We start from the raw sequence: 19956 nt of genomic DNA on the forward strand, positions 1-19956 counted from the left end.
ATGGATTACAAGAGCACTCTCAATCTCCCCCACACGCCGTTTCCGATGAAAGCCAATCTGGCGCAGCGGGAACCCGAACAGCTCAAACGCTGGCGCACGCTGGATCTTTATAAGAAGGTGCGGTCCCTGCGCACCGGCCGGGACAAATTCATCCTGCACGACGGCCCGCCCTACGCCAACGGCGAAATCCACATCGGTCATGCCGTCAACAAGATCCTCAAGGACTTCATCGTCAAGAGCAGAATTTTGAGCGGCCTCGACGCCCCCTATGTGCCGGGCTGGGACTGCCATGGACTGCCCATCGAACTGATGGTCGAGAAAAAGATCGGCAAAGCTGGCTACAAGGTCAGTCCCGCCGAGTTCCGCAAAGCCTGCCGGGAATACGCCGCGGCCCAGGTCGACATCCAGCACCGTGAATTCGTCCGGCTCGGCGTGCTGGGTGACTGGGAAAACCCGTACCTGACCATGGATTTCCGCTTCGAGGCGGACATCGTCCGGGCACTCGGCCGCATTTCCTCGCGCGGCCACCTCGTCAAGGGCGCCAAGCCGGTGCACTGGTGCACCGACTGTGGGTCGGCCCTGGCCGAAGCCGAGGTGGAATATGAGAACAAGCACTCCCCAGCGATCGACGTGCGTTTCACCGTGATCGACGAATACGGTCTGATGGCGCGGTTCCACACCGCCGACGGCGCGCTTGGCGAAGGCCCCCTGTCGATCGTGATCTGGACCACCACGCCCTGGACCTTGCCTGCCAACCAAGCGGTGGCGCTCAACCCGGAAGTGGACTACGTGGTGGTCCAGCGCGCCGACGTCAAGGAGCGGCTGGTGCTCGCCGATGCGCTGATGAAGGACGTGATGCTGCGCTGCGGTGCGGAGGATTACCGCGTCATCGGCTATTGCAAAGGCGCGGCGCTGGAAGGCGCGCAGCTGCGGCATCCCTTCTACGACCGCATCGTCCCTGTGATCCTAGGCGACCACGTCACCCTGGACGCCGGCACCGGCGCGGTCCACACCGCCCCCGGCCACGGCCAGGAAGACTACGCCGTCGGCCAGCGTTATGGGCTTGCGGTGGACAACCCGGTCGGCGACGACGGCCGTTTCCTTCCCCACACCGAGCTGTTCGCGGGTGAACACGTCTTGAGCGCCAACGACCACGTGATCGAGGTGCTCAAAGAGCGAGGCGCGCTGCTGCATGAGGCGCGCATCGAGCACAGCTACCCGCATTGCTGGCGCCACAAAACCCCGGTGATTTTCCGCGCCACGCCCCAGTGGTTCATCGCCATGGACCAAAGCGAGCTGCGCCGCCAGGCCCTGGAGGCCATCGGCCAAGTGCAGTGGATACCGGATTGGGGCCGGGCCCGTATCGAAGCCATGGTCTCCAACCGCCCGGACTGGTGCATCTCGCGCCAGCGTACCTGGGGCGTACCGATTCCGTTATTCGTCCACAAGGAAACCGGCGCCCTGCATCCGGATACCGACCGGTTGATCGAGGAAGTCGCCAAGAAGATCGAAACCCGCGGCATCGATGCCTGGTTCGATCTGGATCCAGCCGAACTGCTGGGCACGGAAGCGGATCGGTACAGCAAGATCACCGATACCCTGGACGTATGGTTCGACTCCGGCGTCACCCACTATGCAGTACTGGCTCGGAACCCCGGCTTGGCCTTCCCCGCTGATCTCTACCTGGAAGGCTCGGACCAGCATCGCGGCTGGTTCCAGTCCTCGCTCATGACCTCGGTGGCAATGACCGGCCAAGCGCCCTACAAAGCCGTGCTGACCCATGGCTTCACCGTGGACGCCGAAGGCAAGAAGATGTCGAAGTCCCGCGGCAACGTGGTGGCGCCGCAGAAGGTCATGCAAACCCTGGGCGCCGATGTGCTACGGCTGTGGGTGGCGGCGACCGACTACCGCGGCGAAATGACGGTGTCCGACGAGATCCTCAAGCGCATCTCCGACGTCTACCGCCGTCTGCGCAACACCGCCCGCTATCTGCTGGCCAATCTCGATGGCTTCGATCCCGCGCTACACCTCGTCAAGCCGGAAGACATGCTGGCCTTGGACCGCTGGGCGGTGGACCGCGCCCTGGCGATCCAGCGGGACGTGATCGACGCCTATGAGAGCTATCAGTTCAACACCATCTTCCAGAAGACCCACCATTTCTGCTCGGTCGACCTGGGCAGCTTCTATCTGGACGTGCTCAAGGACCGGCAGTACACCTGCAAAACGGACAGCCTGCCGCGCCGCTCCGGCCAGACCGCGATGTACCACATCGCCGAAGCTCTGGTGCGCTGGCTCGCCCCCATCCTGAGTTTCACCGCCGAGGAGATCTGGCAATATCTGCCCGGCCAGCGTGAAGAATCGGTGTTTCTTTCCGAATGGTACGACGGCCTGTTCGGCCTCGAGGAAAGCTGCCGCTTCGATCGAGCGTTCTGGGAGCAGCTCCTGACAATCCGCGAGGCCGTCAGCAAAGAGCTGGAAGTCCTGCGGGTCCGCGGCGAAATCGGCTCTTCGCTGGACGCGGAGGTCGAGCTGTACTGCGATCCCTCCATGTTCCAGAAACTGAGCGAGGCGGGTGACGAGCTGCGCTTCGTGCTGCTGACCTCCTACGCGACGATCAAGCCGGCGGCGGAGGCCGGCGCAGGCACCCTGCCGACAGGAGTCCCCGGCCTGGAATTGAAACTCAGCGCCTGCGACAAACCCAAGTGCGTGCGCTGCTGGCACCACCGCCACGACGTCGGGACCGATCCGAATCATCCCGAACTGTGCGGCCGCTGCGTGGAGAACGTCGCCGGGGCTGGCGAAGTGCGGATTTTCGGTTGAGATCGTCCATGTTGAAATGGCTCTGGCTGTCGGTGCTGGTCTTCTCACTCGACCAGCTCACCAAGCAGATCGTCGACGCATCGATGCAGCTGTATGAGACGATTCCACTGCTGCCGGTGTTCCAGCTCACCTACCTACGCAACCAGGGCGCGGCATTCAGCTTCCTGAGCCAGGCGGGTGGCTGGCAGCGCTGGTTCTTCATCGCGCTCTCCGTCGGCGCCACGGTGCTGATCACCTACTGGCTCAAGCACATGGACCGGCGGAAAACCTGGGAAGCGGCAGCCTGGGCCCTGGTACTGGGCGGCGCCGTCGGCAACCTGCTGGACCGTGTCGTTCACGGCTACGTCATCGACTTTCTCGACGTGTTCTACGGCGACTGGCACTGGCCGGCGTTCAACATCGCCGACTCGGCCATCACCGTCGGCATCGGGATGCTACTGATCGATTCGTTCCGCATCCGAAGAGGCGCCTGAAACCAAAGGGGCGCTGCCTCGACCGGCGGCCGAGGCAGGAGGCGTAAGACGGAATTAATCTCGCTCAGGAGACACCAGATGTCCGGCTGCTGAATCCAGAACCGGCCCAGTTTGCGCCGGGTCTCCCCCAGCCATGGGAGACATCGCGAAGCGACGTGGACGTCCGGCGTCGACGATGTTCCTAAAGCACAGGCGAAACACGACAAGTTCGCCGATCCGCCCAGTCACTGGCAACGACCCGGCAACGAAAACACCAACGGCCTGATTCGGGGGTATCTGCCCAAGGGCTAAGACCGCGCCGGCGTCAGCCGGGCCGAACTCAACCGCACCGCCAATCTCTTCAATGACCGCCCGCGGAAATGCCGGGATCGTGAAATCCCCCCAAGTCTTTCAGCAGGAAATATACTCACCTCATGGATCTGCGTTTTTATTTTAGATTTTAAACCGCCGTCCAGGCTCATTCGACGCCCTTTATTCCCCCGATCGGGCCGGTGATTTCGCTTCTCGCATGGCCCTGGCCGCCTCGACCATGTTCGCCAGCGCCTGCTCCACTTCCGGCCATTGGCGGGTTTTCAGACCGCAGTCCGGGTTGACCCACAGCCGCGCCGGATCGACCGCTGCGCAGGCTTTCTCCAGCAAGGCCCGCATCTCGGCGCTGGATGGAATCCTCGGCGAATGGATGTCGTATACGCCTGGCCCGATGTCTCTGGGATAACCGAAGGCGCGGAAGGCCTCCAGCAGGTCCATGGCCGAGCGGCAGGTTTCGAGGGTGATGACGTCGGCATCCAGCTCAGCGATGGCCGGCAGGATGTCGCCGAATTCCGAATAGCACATGTGGGTATGGATCTGGGTGTCGTCGGCGACGCCGCTGGAAGCGAGCCGGAACGCCCGCACGGCCCAGTCCAGATAATCTGCCCGCTCAGCGGCTTTGAGCGGCAGCCCTTCGCGGAATGCCGGCTCGTCGATCTGGATCGCCGCCACCCCGGCGGCTTCCAGGTCGGCCACCTCGTCCCGGATCGCCAGCGCGATCTGCAGGGCGGTCGTCGCGCGCGGCTGGTCGTCCCGCACGAAGGACCATTGCAGCATCGTTACCGGCCCAGTCAGCATGCCTTTGACGGATTTTTTCGTCAGGCTCTGGGCGTAGCCGATCCATTCCACCGTCATCGGCTTAAGTCTTGCCACGTCGCCGTAGATGATGGGCGGCTTGACGCAGCGGGAGCCGTAGCTTTGCACCCAACCGTGCTTGGTGAAGGCGTAGCCGGCCAACTGCTCGCCAAAATACTCCACCATGTCGTTGCGCTCGGCCTCGCCGTGAACCAGCAGATCCAGCCCCAGGGCTTCCTGCCTGCTCACGGCTTCGCGGATGGCGGCCCGCATCGCATCCCGGTAGGCGGCCCCGTTCAATTCGCCGCTGCGGTGGGCGGCACGCGCTTTACGGATCGCCGGCGTTTGGGGGAACGAGCCGATGGTGGTGGTCGGAAATGGCGGCAGCCGCAGCCTCTCCCGCTGCAGTGTCCAGCGTTCGGCGAACGGCGAATAGCGGCTGAAATCGGCATCGCTCAAACCCTCCAGCCGCCGCTTGACGGCGGGGTCATGAGTCAACGGCGATTGCGCCCGAGCCTGCAGCAAGCGCACCTGTTCCGCGAGTTCCGTGGCGATGGCCTGCCGCCCCAGGCGCAGACCTTTGTCGATCACGGCCAGTTCCTCCAACTTCTGCACGGCGAAGGCGAGCCAAGCCTTGATCTCGGGATTCAGCGAGGTTTCCAGGCCCAGGTCCTGCGGCACATGCAGCAGGGAGCAACTGGGCGCGAGCCACAGCCTCTCCCCCAGCACCGCACTGACGTTTTCCGCCAGATCCAGCGCGCGACGGAGGTCGGTGCGCCAGACGTTGCGCCCGTCGATGAGGCCCAGGGAAAGCACTTTGTCCTCCGGGAAATCCTTCATGAAATCCGCGACCTGTTCCGGCGCCCGCACCGCATCGATATGCACCCCGGCGACAGCCGAGGACTTGAGCCATACCGCGTGCTCCGCCACTGATGCGAAATAGGTCGCCAGCAACAGCTTGGGACCGGCTTCCGCCAGGGAGGCATAGGCCGGCGCGAAGGCTTCGATCCATTCCTGCGGCAGATCCAGCCCCAGGATCGGCTCATCCATCTGCACCCAGTGCACGCCTGAGGCCTGCAGACGCCGCAGGATCGCGGCATAGGCCGGCAGCAGCCGGGGCAGGAGTTCCAGGCGGCTGAAGCCGGCCTGCTTTTCCTTGCCCAGGTAGAGATAGGTCAGGGGACCGATCAGCACCGGCTTGGGATTGAGCCGCAGAGCCTTGGCCTCCTCTACCTCGTCGAACAGCCATTCCGTGCCCGGACCGAATCCGGTTTCGCGATCGAACTCGGGGACGATGTAGTGATAGTTGGTATCGAACCACTTGGTCATTTCCATCGCCGGCTGCTCGGCGTTGCCCCGCGCGAGCTGGAAATACTGGTCCAGGGTCAGGACATCCGCCTGGAAGCCGAACCGGTTGGGGGCAGCACCAAGCAGCGCTGTCATGTTCAATATCTGGTCGTACCAGGCGAAATCGCCGACCGGCACCAGGTCGATGCCGGATCCGCTCTGGATCTTCCAGTGCCGGTCCCGCAATTGCCGCCCCGTTTCGGCCAACTCCGCCGGGCCGGTCCGGCCGCCCCAATAGGCTTCGACGGCCTGCTTCAGTTCGCGGTGGGCGCCGATGCGGGGAAATCCCAGGGAATGTGTGATCGCCATATCTGCCTCCTCATGCTCATCGAATTGAGAGCTGGCATGATCGGGACAGGGTGATTATTATTCAAACTCAATATTTTAATCGAATTCATCGATTTCATTCATGAAGCCATCTCTATTGGAACTCCGCCACCTGCAAACCCTGTTGGCCCTGGTGGAAACCGGCACGTTGTCGAAGGCAGCGGCGCGGGTGTTCCTCACCCAGTCGGCGATTTCGCACCAGATCAAGCAGTTGGAGGAGCACTATGGCGTTGTGCTGTTCGAGCGCAAGACCCAGCCCTTGCGTCTGTCGCCCGCTGGCCAGCGCCTGCACAGCCTCGCCGAAACGGTGATGAAGGCGGTGCGGGAAGCCGAACGCGACATCGCCCGCATCGCCCAGGGCAACAGCGGCCAGCTCCGGATCGCGGTGGAGTGCCACACCTGCTTCGACTGGCTGATGCCGGCAATGGACCAGTTCCGCGAACACTGGCCGGAGATCGAGCTGGACCTGGTTTCCGGCTTCCACACTGATCCCTTGGGATTGCTGCGGGAGGACCGCGCCGACCTGGTGGTGGTGTCCGAGCCGCTTGCACGGGGGGGTATCACCTTCCATCCGCTGTTCCGGTTCGAGATCGTGGGACTGGTGTCGCGCCAGCATACTTTGGCCCCGAAAACCTTCCTGACGCCAGAGGATTTCGCCGAAGAAACCCTGCTCAGCTATCCGGTGCCCGAAGACATGCTGGACATCGTCCGCAAGGTGCTCAAGCCCTGCGGCATCGAACCCAAGCGACGTACTGCCGAACTCACGGTCGCGATATTGCAGCTCGTCGCCAGTCGCCGCGGCATCGCCGCCCTGCCCCAGTGGACCGTGCAAAGCTATCTCGATCGCGAATACGTGCTGGCCAAGCCGATCGGCGAAACCGGGCTGTGGAGCGCGCTGTATGCCGCCACCACGGAAGGCATGGCGCAATCGGCCTATATAGGGGATTTCCTGGACATCGTGCGATCCAGCAGCTTCCGCAATCTGCGGGGACTGCTGCCGCTCATGAATGACGATTCGCCGTAAAGTCTGGTAACGACAGACAAACGTGTTCACGGTTGCACGAGGTCGGACAACATGTTTTTATTCCCCACCATGTCTTTGCCTTTGCCTACACGAATCCGCCGCTCGCTCGCCTGCCGCCTCTGCACGGTACTGAGCCTTTGCGTCTGGCTTTGGTCCTCGGCCGGCACGGTCTGCCTGATGGGCAGCCTGCCGCAGGCCGAGCAGGCCGCGGAGCATTGCGCCGGAATGCCTGAGCACGATGAGTCTTCCCAGGCACCGCCGGATGGATGCGCCAAACAGTCCTCCTGTTTCGGCCTGCAGGCCGTAGACGAAGACGACATCGCCATCGACAAGGCGGGCACCGGTCTTGGGGTGAAACTCCTCATGCTTTGCCTGCTGGTTGTCGCCGGCCTGTGGGCCGCGATCCTGCGGCTACCGGATCGTCACCACCTGCGGCGGTCCCCCCCGCATCCCAAAGTGCCCATCGCTCTCCGATTCTGCATCCTGCTGAATTAACGCTCCTTTTCCATCGCTGACCGCAACGCGATTGACTTGCCGCGTCCTGAGCCGGACCGGAAGGGAATCGCCGGTTTCGACCTGCGTATGAAGTTAAGGAGTATCCCATGTTTTCGCTATCCCCTTGGTCCAGGCGGCCGCACTTCGCCCCGTTTTTGATCGCCTGCCTGACAGCCCCCGCCCAGGCCGGTCCGCTTTCCCTGGAACAAGCGCTGAACCAGGCGCTGGCCAGCAACCCGGGACTGGCCGAAATCAAAGCCCGGGCCGACGCCTTGGCTAGCGTTCCGCCCCAGGCCGGCAGCCTGCCCGATCCATTCCTGAGCTTCGGTGCGCTGAACATCCCAACCAATGATTTCAGCCTGAAGCAGGACCAGATGACCATGATGGAAGTCGCCATCAGCCAGCAGCTTCCCTTTCCGGGCAAGCTCGGCCTGGCCGAACGGGCGGCGCAGCAGGATGCCATCGGCGCGGCCAAGGATGCCGATGAAGCGCGTCTGCGGCTGGCGCGGGACATCCGCCTGAGCTGGTGGGCGCTGTTCTACTACGACCGTACCCTCGGCATCCTCGCCGAAAGCCGGGATTGGATGGCCAAGCTGGCGGACATCGCCGACCAGCGCTACCGGCTCGGCCAGGCGGAACAGTCGGACAGCCTGTTGGCCCGGCTGGAACTCACCAAACTGCGCGACAAGACCTTGGAGCTGATCAACATGCGCCACGGCGAGGCGGCCCGTCTCAACGTGCTGCTCGATCGCTCCAGCGACAGCACGCTGGAACTGCCCAGCGAGGCCGCGTTCCATTTTCCGGAACTGCCGGCCGAGCCGACGCTGCTCGACCAAGCTCAGGCCCAGCGGCCACTGCTGGCCCAGAAAGAGGCGGCTATCGAAGCCGCCCAGAACCGCCTCGACCTGGCGAAAAAGGAGTACCTGCCCGACCTCAACCTCGGCTTCGGCTACGCCTTTCGCCAGAATGCGCCGAATGGCGAATTCCGCAGCGACTTCGCCAACTTCCGGCTGAGCATGAACCTGCCTCTGTATGCCGCGACCAAGCAGTCCAAGCAGGTCGATCAAAGGCAGAGTGAGCTGCTGCAGGAACGCTATGCGCTGCATGATGCCGAACGCAGCGTGCAGGCCGACGTGACCACGGCGCTGGCCGCCTACCACCATGCCCATGAGCGCCTGAGCTTGTTCGAGAAGGAGCTCCTCCCCCAGGCACGCGGCACACTGGATTCCCTGACCGCCAGCTACCGGGCGGGCAAGATCGCGTTCGCCGACGTGCTGCGCGCCCAGCTTTCGGTGTTCGATTACCAGGTGCAGTACTGGAACGCCCTCACCACCTCCCAGCAGGCTCTCGCCCGCCTGGCCGCCGCCCTCGGCAAGGAAACGCTATGAAACCGTCGGTCCGTCTGATCTTGTTTTTGTTGGCATGGGCCGCCGCCGGCCTTGGCGGTTACTGGCTGGGACGTCAAACCGCGCCGCCGCTTCCGCACGCCCCGGAAACCGTGACGGCAAGGCGTCCCGTGTTCTACCGCAATCCGATGAACCCGCAGGTCACTTCGCCGGTACCGGCCAAGGACGACATGGGGATGGACTACGTGCCGGTCTACGCCGAAGACTTGGCATCGTCCGCCAGCTCCGGTGAATCGGTTATACGCCTCGGTCCGGAGAAGGTCCAGAAGCTGGGGGTACGATCCGAGCCGGCGCGGCGCCGGGTCCTGACCCACGTCATCCGGGCGCTGGGGGTAGTCGAGATCGACGAGCGCCGGGTCCACGCGATCGCGCCGCGCTTCGAAGGCTGGATCGAACGGCTGGGCGTCAACACCACCGGTCAGCCGGTGCGGCAGGGCGAAGTGCTGCTGGAAGCCTACAGCCCGGAACTCGTCTCGACCCAGGAGGAATACCGCATCGCCGGCTCCGGCGAGACCGGCCGGGCCTTGCGGGAAGGCGCGATCCAGCGGTTGCACAACTGGAGCGTGCCGGAACCCTGGCTGCGCCGGTTCGCGGCCAGCGGCGAAATCCAGCGCCGGGTCCCGCTCACCTCACCGGTGCACGGCATCGTGCTGGAGAAGAATGCGTTGCAGGGCATGCGGTTTATGGCCGGCGACACCTTGTTCCGCATCGCCGATCTGTCCACGGTCTGGGTCATCGCTTCGATCTTCGAGCAGGACCTCGGCCATGTCCGGGTCGGGCAGAGCGCCCGCATCGGCTTCAATGCCTACCCTGATCAATCCTTCGAAGGCCGAGTGAGCTATGTCTACCCCACGGTAAGCGATGCCGTGCGCACGGCTCGTGTGCGCATCGAGCTGGCCAATCCGAAGCAGGTGCTTAAGCCGGCGATGTACGGCAACGTCGAACTGGATGCCGCTGCGGATACCGTACCGGTATTGACGGTGCCCGACTCCGCGGTGCTCGACAGCGGCACGCGGCGACTGGTGCTGGTCCGCGTGGGCGAAGACCGCTTCGAGCCCCGTCCGGTCGAAACCGGCCAGCGGGTGGAGGGGTATACGGAAATCCGCCGGGGCCTAGGCGAAGGCGAAGAGGTGGTGACCCGTGCCAACTTCCTGATCGATTCGGAAAGCAACCTGCGTGCAGCGATCGGCAGTTTTTCGGCCGGTCAGCCCGCGCCCGCCCCGGCCTCCGCGCCCGACCATTCGATGCACGGAGGCCATTGAGATGCTTGCCTACGTCATCGACTGGTCACTGCGCAACGTGTTCCTGGTGCTGCTGGCGACGGCCGCCGTGGTCGCCGCCGGCATCCATGCCGTCATCCGTACCCCGTTGGATGCCCTCCCCGACTTGTCCGACGCCCAGGTCATCGTCTACACCGAGTTTCCGGGCCAGGCGCCACAAGTGGTGGAAGACCAGGTCACCTATCCCCTCACCACCTCGATGCTGAACGTGCCCCGCTCCAAGGTCGTGCGGGGCTTCTCGTTCTTCGGGGCATCCTACGTCTATGTCATATTCGACGACGGCACCGACATCTACTGGGCGCGTTCGCGGGTGCTGGAATATCTCAATGCCGCCGCCGGCAAGCTGCCCAAGAACATCACTCCACGCATCGGTCCGGATGCCACCGGAGTCGGCTGGGTCTACCAGTACGCGCTCACCAGCGCCGGCCACACCCTGGCCGAACTGCGCACGCTGCAGGACTGGTTCCTGCGCTATCAGCTCAGCAAGGCGCAGGGCGTGGCCGAGGTCGCCAGCATCGGCGGCTTCGTCCAGCAGTATCAGGTGACCATCGATCCGCACAAGCTGCAGGCCTATGGCGTGCCCTTAAAGAAGATCATCGAAGTGATCCGCGCCAGCAATACCGACGTCGGCGGGCGCGTGGTTGAGCTGGCGGAAACCGAATACATGGTGCGGGGGCGCGGCTACCTGCGCGGCATCGCCGACCTGGAGCAACTGGTGGTGAAGGCGGCGGGCGGCATCCCTGTGCTGATCCGCGACGTGGCGCGGGTGGAGCTGGTGCCGGACGAGCGCCGTGGCATCGCCGAGCTGAACGGCGAAGGCGAAGTGGTGTCCGGCATCGCCCTGGCCCGCTACGGCCAGAACGCGCTGGACGTGATCGGCAGCGTCAAGGCCAGGCTGCTGGAAATCGCCCCCGGCCTGCCGGAAGGCGTCGACATCGTGCCGGTGTACGACCGTTCCGAGCTGATCCGGCGCGCCATCGCCACCTTGCGCGAGACCCTCCTGGAGGAAAGCGCGGTGGTCGCCGCGGTCTGCGCGCTGTTCCTGTTCCATCTGCGCAGCGCCCTGGTCGCCATCCTGATGCTGCCGGTCGGCATCCTGATCGCCTTCCTGGTGATGCATGCGATGGAGCTGAACTCCAACCTGATGAGCCTGGGCGGCATCGCCATCGCGATCGGAGCCATGGTCGATGCCGCCATCGTGATGATCGAGAACGCCCATAAACATCTGGAACGCGAGCCCGACCGGCCCCGCATCGAGCTGATCCGCGCCGCCTGCCGGGAAGTGGGACCGGCCCTGTTCTTTAGCCTGCTGATCATTACCGTGTCGTTCCTGCCCGTTTTCGCGCTGGAAGCCCAGGAAGGCCGGCTGTTTCACCCCCTGGCCTACACCAAGACCTTCGCCATGGCCGGCGCGGCGCTGCTGTCAGTGACGGTGGTGCCGGTCATGATGCTGCTGTTCGTGCGCGGGCACATCCTGCCGGAGGCCCGCAATCCAGTGAACCGGCTGCTCATCGGGCTGTACCGTCCGGTCATCCGGAGCGTGCTGCGCCATAAGGGCCTGACCCTGGCCAGCGCTCTCGCCATGCTGGCGGCGACGTATTACCCCGCATCCCGGCTCGGCAGCGAATTCATGCCCACACTGAACGAAGGCACCCTGCTGTTCATGCCGACCACCCTGCCCGGCATCTCTATCACCAAGGCGTCGGAGCTGCTGCAGACCCAGGACCGCATCCTCAAGAGTTTTCCGGAAGTCGCTTCGGTGTTCGGCAAGGCCGGCCGCGCCCAGACCGCCACCGACCCCGCACCGCTAGAAATGGCCGAGACACTGGTCAACCTGAAGCCACAGGACCAGTGGCGGCCGGGCATGACCCTCGACAAGCTCGTCGCCGAGATGGACCAGGCGCTGCAGATTCCCGGCGTCACCAATGCCTGGACCATGCCGATCAAAAACCGGATCGACATGCTCTCCACCGGCATCCGCACACCCATCGGCGTCAAGGTGTTCGGCCGGGACCTGGAAACCCTGGACCGCCTCGCCCGTCAGATCGAGCAGACCATCAAGCACGTACCCGGTACCACCAGCGTGTACGCTGAGCGTGTCACTGGCGGCCATTACCTCAACATCGAACCCGATTACACCCAATTGGCACGCTACGGCCTGACCGTCGGCGACCTGCAGGAAGTCATCGCCACCGCGTTGGGCGGCGAGACCGTCACCACCATGGTGGAAGGACGCGAGCGCTTCGGGGTGATCGTACGCTATCCCCGCGAGCTGCGGGACAGCCCCCTGGAAATCGGCAGTCACATCCTGATTCCCACCGAAGCGGGGGCCAACGTCCCGCTCGGCCAGCTCGCCCACATCTCCTTGACCGAAGGCGCTCCCGGCATCCGCACCGAGAACGCCCTGCTCTCGGCCTATGTGTTCGTCGACCTGCGTGGGCGCGACATCGGCGGCTATGTCGAGGACGCGCGGCGGGCGGTGCAGTCGGCGGTGAAACTGCCGCCCGGCTATTTCGTCACCTGGAGCGGACAGTTCGAATACCTGCAACGAGCCGAGCAACGCCTGATGCTGGTGGTGCCGCTCACCCTCGCTGTGATCTTCGTCCTGCTGTACCTAAACTTCGGTAGATTGACCGAAACCTTGATCGTGATGGCATCGGTGCCATTCGCTCTGCTCGGTGGGGTGTGGCTGCTGTGGTTGCTGGACTACAATCTGAGCATCGCCGTGGGCATCGGCTTCATCGCCCTGGCCGGCGTCGCTGCGGAAACCGGGGTGGTCATGCTGATTTATCTCGATCACGCCTGGACGGAACAGCGCGAGGAAGCCCGCCGGGCAAGCCGCCAGCCCGACGCGGACGATCTCTATCGCGCCGTCATGGCCGGTGCGGTGGAACGGGTGCGGCCGAAGATGATGACCGTGACGGCAATCATGGCCGGTCTTCTCCCCATTCTCTGGAGCACCGGCACCGGCTCCGAAGTCATGCGCCGCATCGCTGCGCCCATGGTCGGTGGCATGCTCTCCTCCACCGTCCTGACCCTCGTGGTCATCCCGGCGGTCTACACCTGGTGCAAGCAGCGTTCGCTGGGAGCTCAAGACTGGAAACGCGGTCAGTAAGACTGACGCCGGCTATTCGACACCACCGCCGCGACGCTCTCGTCGTCGAAGATGCCGAGGCCATCCACGATCAGGCCATGGGTCTTCTGCTTGCATTAGGTGGGCTCACCCGGCAGATGGCCTGGCGCAGCGTGTGATCGCGCTGCGGCCTGTCCAGGTGCATGGCTTGCACGATGGGCGCATCGAAGCCGGTCGATCGCCACGAGATGGCGATGATAAGTTTGCGCAGTGGCTGGGGTCGCGGAAGCGTTCGTGCAAACGCGCCCCTCGTCCCGCGAACCGGCGTAGTCCTGGTACTGCGGCTCATTGGCATTCATGGCCATCGCGACCGCGGCCACCTCCGGCGACGGATTGCCCAGTTCCTGCTTACAAAGCAAGCAGGATTCGCGGGCGAAGGTGACACTCGGGACCTTGAAGCCGTTCGGTCCAACCTTGACTCTAACGTGCCGGACGAAGTCCTCGCACGCGTGCCGGGTGCGCTCCGGCGTCTTGACCAGCACCGCCATCTTGGCAGCGGTCTGGCGAGGTTGTCGCAGTCGAGGTCTGCAAGAAACCGCTGTCATCGTCCCTGACGTCGTAGATGCGCTTATCGTCGCAATGGCCTCGCCTTCCCTTGAGCTGAAATTGCTCCCCGGTAGGAATCACCCCCGCATTAAAGCAAGCTCATTGTCAGGACGCCGAACGCCTCCGGTAAGCGCGGATTCCGTCAGTCTCCCGCTTTGCGCCTTAGGGCCCGCCGGGGTGCGGGGCCAAGACATTGTTTAATGCTATCACCCGCAACACTTAGACGGCATTGCACTCACTTCCGGAGTGCAGCAGGCCGACTGCGAACCCGCTTCAGCCTTCGGCGCCTCGCCAAACACCGAAATCCCGCCCAGTGAATGGAAGGACTCCCAGGGTATGCCCTGCGGATCGAGCACCCAATATTTGTCCGATACCGCGTAGCAGCAGCCAGTACCCTTCTGTTCGGCGATCGGCGTGTCGGCGCGGTCGAGACGCTGTTTCAGCTCGGCCAGTTCGGCATCGTCTTCGGCCTGGATGCCGAGATGGTCCAGCCCGGTCTTGCCGCTGCGGCTGGAAACGGCGAAATTGACCCTCGGGTCGTCCAGCATCCATTTGGCGTAATCAGGCTTGCGCACCGTCGGCTCACAGCCGAACACGGCGCTGTAAAAACCGATGTTCGATTCGATATCGGCAACCGAAATATGGACATGCAAACGTTTCACACGGGCTCTCCTGATCGTTTCTCGAAACTGTCACAACTGCCGGAATGTGCTCACATGCAAGCCACAGCGCCTTTCACCGGCGGCCCAAGCTGCGCAATACCGGCAATTTCGATGTTTCGATAATAATTGAAATATATGAACACGGCAAACTTCGTCGTCTCCTTGAAGAGGCCTTAACCTCAGCGACTGCGAAGCGGGATCACGAGTTCGGAAACCGCGGCTCGGCCACCGTTGACATATAAATGAGAATTGTTATCATTTGATAACAGGATGCCGCTCAAGTGCGGCGTCCTAACAAAAGACCTATGTTACAACCCAGCTTCAGGAGAGCGACCCATGAATCCTCACCCGTCGACACTTGCGGAGCCGCAAATCTCCACCGACATCCTGATCGGCCTGTTGCGCTCACTATTGATGCAATACGCCCGGAGCCCTTCCGCCTCGATCGCGGGCAACATCGCCAACTGCCTTGATCGGCTGTTATCTCACCCACAATTCGATGAACCGCCGCGGGAACGCTGCACCTATCTGTACATGCGAACCTACTGGCGCCTCATCGAGTCGCTGGGATAGACGGGTGCCATGACCTGCACGAGCCTTCGGGGAACCACCGCCATGAAAAATATCCCTTGTCGAGTCCGCAATCTGGCAGGCGATGGCCTCTGCCGCGTCGATTATTGCCCGGATTGCACCTGCTTCCATCTGAAACTGGGCTATGCGAGTCTGCATCTTCACCCCGAAGCATTCCTGCGACTTTGCGCTACGCTGAACGCGGCACTCGCCCGTTTTCAGCGGCAGGAAAAGCTTGCCGGGGGGCCGGCGGCACTGAGGCATTGACGAGCCACACTGCTGCACCGCTGGCAAATGAGCCGAGGTTTGGAAACCTAATCTTGACGTAACGGTAAGTTCCGGGTACGGTTCTCCACTTTTCACTTGCGCGCTCCCATACCGGAGCGGTTTGCAACGGGCGTTCCTAAGCGCCTGATCAGTAAAGAGGGGCCGAAGCGTGGAACTCAGCGGTGCGGAAATCGTCGTCCAATGCCTGAAAGACGAGGGTGTGGAATACATCTTCGGCTATCCGGGCGGTGCAGTGCTGCATATTTACGATGCGCTGTTCAAGCAGGACGAGATAAAGCATATCCTGGTACGCCACGAACAGGGCGCAACCCACGCGGCGGACGGTTACGCCCGCTCCACCGGCAAACCCGGCGTGGTCCTGGTGACTTCGGGCCCCGGTGCGACCAATGCCGTCACCGGCATCGCCACCGCCTACATGGATTCTATCCCGCTGGTGGTTATCACAGGCCAGGTGCCGCTGCCCGTCATCGGCAGCGACGCCTTCCAGGAGGCCGACATCGTCGGCATCACCCGGCCGTGCGTGAAGCACAATTTCCTGGTCAAGGACATCCACAAGCTGGCCGAGACTTTCAAGAAAGCCTTCTACATCGCGACCACGGGACGCCCGGGGCCCGTCGTGATCGACATCCCCAAGGATGTCACGGATCCGAACGTCAAGATTCCCTACGAGTATCCCCGCAGCGTGTCGTTGAGGTCCTACAACCCTTCGGTGAAGGGCCATCCGATCCAGATCAAAAAGGCGGTGGAGCTCATGCTGTCGGCCCGCCGCCCGATGATCTACAGCGGCGGCGGCGTCATCCTCGGCAACGCCGCGGACGAATTGACCGCGCTGACGCGGTTGCTCAACTTCCCCATCACCAACACCCTGATGGGTCTGGGCGGCTACCCCGCCACCGACCGCCAGTTCGTCGGCATGCTGGGCATGCACGGCACCTACGAGGCCAACATGGCGATGCACGACTGCGACGTGCTGCTCGCCGTGGGCGCCCGCTTCGATGACCGCGTCACCGGCAAAATCGCCGAATTCTGTCCCGGCGCCAAAATCATCCACATCGACGTCGACCCGGCCTCGATCTCCAAAACGGTCAAAGTGGACATCCCCATCGTCGGCGAAGTCGCGCCGGTGCTGGCCGACATGATCGCACTGATCAAGGCCAGCGGCCGCGCCCCGGACACCGAGGCGCTGAAAGCCTGGTGGGTTCGGATCGATCAATGGCGCAGCCTCGACTGCCTGCGCTACGACCGTGCCAGCGACAGGATCAAGCCGCAGTTCGTCATCGAACAGTTGTGGGAGCTGACGCGGGGCGAGGCCTTCGTGGCCTCCGACGTCGGCCAGCACCAGATGTGGGCGGCCCAGTACTACAAATTTGACAAGCCGCGCCGCTGGGTCAATTCCGGCGGCCTCGGCACCATGGGCTTTGGCCTGCCGGCCGCCATCGGCATCAAACTGGCGCATCCGCAGGAAGATGTCGTTTGCGTCACCGGCGAGGCGAGCATTCAGATGTGCATCCAGGAACTGGCCACAGCCCTGCAATACCGCACTCCCATCAAGATCGTCAACCTGAACAACGGCTATATGGGCATGGTGCGGCAATGGCAGGAATTCATCTACGAAAGCCGCTACTCGCATTCCTACCTGGAAACCCTGCCGGACTTCATTAAACTGGCGGAGGCCTACGGCCATATCGGCATACGCATCGACAAACCGGCCGACGTGCGCCCGGCCCTGGAAGAAGCCCTGAAACTCAAAGACCGCACCGTGTTCATGGATTTCCTGACCGACCCCACCGAAAATGTCTACCCCATGGTCGAATCCGGCAAGGCCCATCACGAAATGCGGCTGGCACCCGGCACCGCCGTCGACAGGGAGCTCGCCTGATCATGCGCCACATCATTTCGGTACTGCTCGAAAACGAATCGGGCGCACTGTCGCGGGTGGCCGGCCTGTTCTCCGCCCGCGGCTACAACATCGAATCGCTCACCGTGGCGCCGACCCAAGACCCGACCCTGTCGCGCATGACCATCGTAACCTCCGGGAGCGATGAGATCATCGAACAGATCACCAAGCAGCTGAACAAGCTGATCGACGTGGTCAGGCTGATCGACCTGTCGGAATCGGCCCACATCGAGCGCGAGCTGATGATGGTGAAGGTACGCGCGACCAACGGCGGCCGCGAAGAGGTCAAGCGCTTGGCCGACATTTTCCGCGGCAACATCATCGACGTGACACCGACCAGCTACGTGATCGAGGTCACCGGCGAAAAATCCAAGCTGGATGCCTTCCTGCAGGCCCTGCGGGACGAAGAGATCATAGAGGTGGTGCGCTCCGGCACCACCGGCATCCTGCGCGGGGAGCGCGGACTCCACGTCTGATCCCGTAGCCAGGTTTCCCCAGCAACCTGCCCTTAAAAAAGCGCAACGAGAGGAAGTTCCATGCAGATTTACTACGACAAAGACGCCGACCTTTCCATCATCCAGGGAAAGAAGGTCGCCATCATCGGCTACGGCTCGCAGGGCCACGCCCACGCCAACAACCTCAAGGATTCCGGAGTGCAGGTCGTGGTGGGTCTGCGTCCGGGTTCGACTTCCGCCAAAAAGGCCGAGAACGCCGGTCTCCCGGTCGCCTCGGTCGAGGATGCGGTCAAACAGGCGGACGTCATCATGATCCTGGCGCCGGATGAGCACCAGGCTCGTCTCTACAATGAACAGATCGCGCCGAACATCAAGCAGGGCGCCGCCCTCGCCTTCGCCCACGGCTTCAACATCCACTTCGAGCAGATCACCCCACGCGCCGACCTCGACGTGATCATGATCGCGCCCAAGGGCCCCGGTCATCTGGTACGTTCCACCTATACCCAGGGCGGCGGCGTGCCCTCACTGATCGCCGTATACCAGAATGCGAGCGGGCGCGCCAAGGAACTGGCGCTGTCCTATGCGTCAGCCAATGGCGGCGGCCGTGCCGGCATCATCGAAACCACCTTCCGTGAAGAGACCGAAACCGATCTGTTCGGCGAACAGGCGGTCCTGTGTGGTGGGGCCACCGCGCTGGTGCAGGCGGGCTTCGAAACGCTGGTGGAGGCCGGTTATGCGCCCGAGATGGCCTACTTCGAGTGCCTGCACGAACTCAAGCTGATCGTCGACCTGATGTATGAGGGTGGCATCGCCAACATGCGTTATTCGATCTCCAACACGGCGGAGTACGGCGACCTCACCCGCGGTCCGCGCATCGTCACCGAGCAGACCAAGCAGGAAATGAAGAAAATCCTGCGTGAGATCCAGACCGGCGAGTTCGCCCGCGAGTTTATCCTGGAAAACCAGGCCGGCACCGCCACCCTGAAGGCAAAGCGCCGTCTCGGCCGCGAACATCTCATCGAAAGCGTGGGCGCCAGGCTGCGTGACATGATGCCGTGGATCAAGGCCAACCGCATTGTAGACACGAGCAAGAACTGATACTTTGTGCCGGCGCGGACGTCCGTGCCGGCACGGCAGTTTTCCACCATGGAAGAAAACGCATCTCCCAATCCCAAACGTCGGCGCGGCATCTACCTGCTGCCCAACCTCTTCACCACGGCTGCACTCTTCGCCGGCTTCTATGCCATCACCGCAGCGCTCAACCAGCGCTTCGAACTGGCGGCGATTTCGATCTTCGTCGCCATGATCCTGGACGGGATGGACGGACGGGTCGCCCGCATGACCAACACCCAGAGCGCATTCGGGGCGGAATACGACAGCATGGCAGACATGATTTCGTTCGGAGCCGCGCCGGCCCTGGTGGTCTACATCTGGTCGCTGTCCACCCTGGGCAAGCTCGGCTGGGTCGCCGCATTCGTCCACACCGCCGGCGGCGCACTTCGCCTGGCCCGCTTCAACACTCAGATTGCCACCGCCGACAAGCGCTATTTCCAGGGTCTGCCCAGCCCATCGGCCGCCGCCATCCTGGCCGGATTCGTCTGGTTCTCGGTGGACCAGGGCTTGAGCGGCGAGACCATGCGCTACATCGCCTTGGGACTGTCCATCGCCACGGGGCTGGCGATGGTCAGCAATTTCCGCTATTACAGTTTCAAAGACGTCGACCTGCGCGGGCGCGTACCCTTCGTCAACGCCATCTTCGTAATGCTGATCTTCGCGGTGCTGTTTTCCAACCCGCCGCTGGTGCTGCTCCTGTTCTTCGGCGCCTATGCCCTGTCGGGGCCGGCACTGACCCTGGCCTTGCTGAGACGACGGCGCGGCGAGCGGCGTCTGTGATCCCAATGCGTTGGCAAGCCGGCCGGGGCCGTGTATATTCCCAGCCAATGAAACGCATCATGCCGAACCTGCCGTCTTTCCGCTTCGATGCCGCACTGACCGCTGGCGCCAAGGTGCGCGTCCTGTCGTCTTTCGGTCTGCTCCTGCCCTGAGGGGCAGAACACGCGAACCTTTTCGATATACCCCCATATTTCCAGACGCACACAACCGGCCGGCCGCATCGAACCGCCGGCACA

General features: G+C 63.2%; 16 protein-coding genes. 13 read left to right on the forward strand and 3 right to left on the reverse strand.

What is annotated here, in order from left to right:
* Together ileS and lspA are read left to right on the forward strand one after the other, a co-directional pair.
* Positions 1 to 2820 (forward strand): isoleucine--tRNA ligase, encoded by a 2820-nt coding sequence (gene ileS / locus N4J17_RS01290; RefSeq protein WP_198323717.1) that lies wholly within the window; start codon positions 1 to 3, stop codon positions 2818 to 2820.
* Between the two features lie 8 nt (positions 2821 to 2828).
* Positions 2829 to 3293, forward strand: a complete 465-nt coding sequence (gene lspA, locus N4J17_RS01295; RefSeq protein WP_198323718.1) for a signal peptidase II — start codon at positions 2829 to 2831, stop codon at positions 3291 to 3293.
* Between the two features lie 471 nt (positions 3294 to 3764).
* Here the strand turns inward: lspA and metE are convergent, their stop codons facing one another.
* Positions 3765 to 6053 (reverse strand): 5-methyltetrahydropteroyltriglutamate--homocysteine S-methyltransferase, encoded by a 2289-nt coding sequence (gene metE, locus N4J17_RS01305; protein WP_198323719.1) that lies wholly within the window; start codon positions 6051 to 6053, stop codon positions 3765 to 3767.
* Between the two features lie 100 nt (positions 6054 to 6153).
* Between metE and N4J17_RS01310 the strand changes: the two genes are divergently transcribed.
* From N4J17_RS01310 to N4J17_RS01330, 5 genes are all read left to right on the forward strand, one after another.
* On the forward strand, positions 6154 to 7095 hold the full coding sequence (locus N4J17_RS01310) for a LysR family transcriptional regulator (protein WP_198323720.1): 942 nt from the start codon (positions 6154 to 6156) through the stop codon (positions 7093 to 7095).
* 51 nt (positions 7096 to 7146) lie between these two features.
* Positions 7147 to 7590: a hypothetical protein gene (locus tag N4J17_RS01315; protein ID WP_277458502.1), complete on the forward strand. Its 444-nt coding sequence runs from the start codon at positions 7147 to 7149 to the stop codon at positions 7588 to 7590.
* A gap of 107 nt (positions 7591 to 7697) precedes the next feature.
* Complete coding sequence (locus tag N4J17_RS01320; RefSeq protein WP_198323722.1) at positions 7698 to 8978, forward strand: TolC family protein; 1281 nt, start codon at positions 7698 to 7700, stop codon at positions 8976 to 8978.
* Positions 8975 to 10258, forward strand: a complete 1284-nt coding sequence (locus N4J17_RS01325) for an efflux RND transporter periplasmic adaptor subunit (protein ID WP_198323723.1) — start codon at positions 8975 to 8977, stop codon at positions 10256 to 10258. Before N4J17_RS01320 ends, N4J17_RS01325 begins: the two co-directional genes overlap by 4 nt.
* Before the next feature lies 1 nt (position 10259).
* Positions 10260 to 13391: an efflux RND transporter permease subunit gene (locus N4J17_RS01330; protein WP_198323724.1), complete on the forward strand. Its 3132-nt coding sequence runs from the start codon at positions 10260 to 10262 to the stop codon at positions 13389 to 13391.
* A gap of 70 nt (positions 13392 to 13461) precedes the next feature.
* Here N4J17_RS01330 and N4J17_RS16545 read toward each other — a convergent pair whose 3' ends face one another.
* Both N4J17_RS16545 and N4J17_RS01340 read right to left on the reverse strand, forming a co-directional pair.
* Complete coding sequence (locus N4J17_RS16545) at positions 13462 to 13704, reverse strand: type I restriction enzyme subunit R domain-containing protein (RefSeq protein WP_425326313.1); 243 nt, start codon at positions 13702 to 13704, stop codon at positions 13462 to 13464.
* Between the two features lie 457 nt (positions 13705 to 14161).
* Positions 14162 to 14617: an ArsI/CadI family heavy metal resistance metalloenzyme gene (locus N4J17_RS01340; RefSeq protein WP_198323726.1), complete on the reverse strand. Its 456-nt coding sequence runs from the start codon at positions 14615 to 14617 to the stop codon at positions 14162 to 14164.
* 336 nt (positions 14618 to 14953) lie between these two features.
* Here N4J17_RS01340 and N4J17_RS01345 point away from each other — a divergent pair, with 336 nt between their 5' ends.
* The 6 genes from N4J17_RS01345 to pssA all read left to right on the forward strand — a co-directional run bounded on the left by N4J17_RS01345 (position 14954) and on the right by pssA (position 19720).
* The gene (locus tag N4J17_RS01345; RefSeq protein ID WP_198323727.1) at positions 14954 to 15190 is read left to right on the forward strand and encodes a hypothetical protein; all 237 of its coding nucleotides are present in this window, start codon (positions 14954 to 14956) and stop codon (positions 15188 to 15190) included.
* Positions 15191 to 15232: 42 nt separating this feature from the next.
* Complete coding sequence (locus tag N4J17_RS01350; RefSeq protein WP_198323728.1) at positions 15233 to 15454, forward strand: hypothetical protein; 222 nt, start codon at positions 15233 to 15235, stop codon at positions 15452 to 15454.
* Positions 15455 to 15623: 169 nt separating this feature from the next.
* Positions 15624 to 17354: an acetolactate synthase 3 large subunit gene (locus N4J17_RS01355; RefSeq protein WP_198323729.1), complete on the forward strand. Its 1731-nt coding sequence runs from the start codon at positions 15624 to 15626 to the stop codon at positions 17352 to 17354.
* 2 nt (positions 17355 to 17356) lie between these two features.
* The gene (gene ilvN, locus N4J17_RS01360; RefSeq protein ID WP_198323730.1) at positions 17357 to 17848 is read left to right on the forward strand and encodes an acetolactate synthase small subunit; all 492 of its coding nucleotides are present in this window, start codon (positions 17357 to 17359) and stop codon (positions 17846 to 17848) included.
* A 60-nt stretch (positions 17849 to 17908) separates the two neighbouring features.
* Positions 17909 to 18925, forward strand: a complete 1017-nt coding sequence (ilvC, locus tag N4J17_RS01365; RefSeq protein WP_198323731.1) for a ketol-acid reductoisomerase — start codon at positions 17909 to 17911, stop codon at positions 18923 to 18925.
* 48 nt (positions 18926 to 18973) lie between these two features.
* The gene (pssA, locus tag N4J17_RS01370; RefSeq protein WP_198323732.1) at positions 18974 to 19720 is read left to right on the forward strand and encodes a CDP-diacylglycerol--serine O-phosphatidyltransferase; all 747 of its coding nucleotides are present in this window, start codon (positions 18974 to 18976) and stop codon (positions 19718 to 19720) included.
* Positions 19721 to 19956 lie beyond the last annotated feature (236 nt).

Origin of the sequence: Methylococcus capsulatus, from assembly GCF_036864975.1 — a bacterium.
Classification (GTDB): domain Bacteria; phylum Pseudomonadota; class Gammaproteobacteria; order Methylococcales; family Methylococcaceae; genus Methylococcus.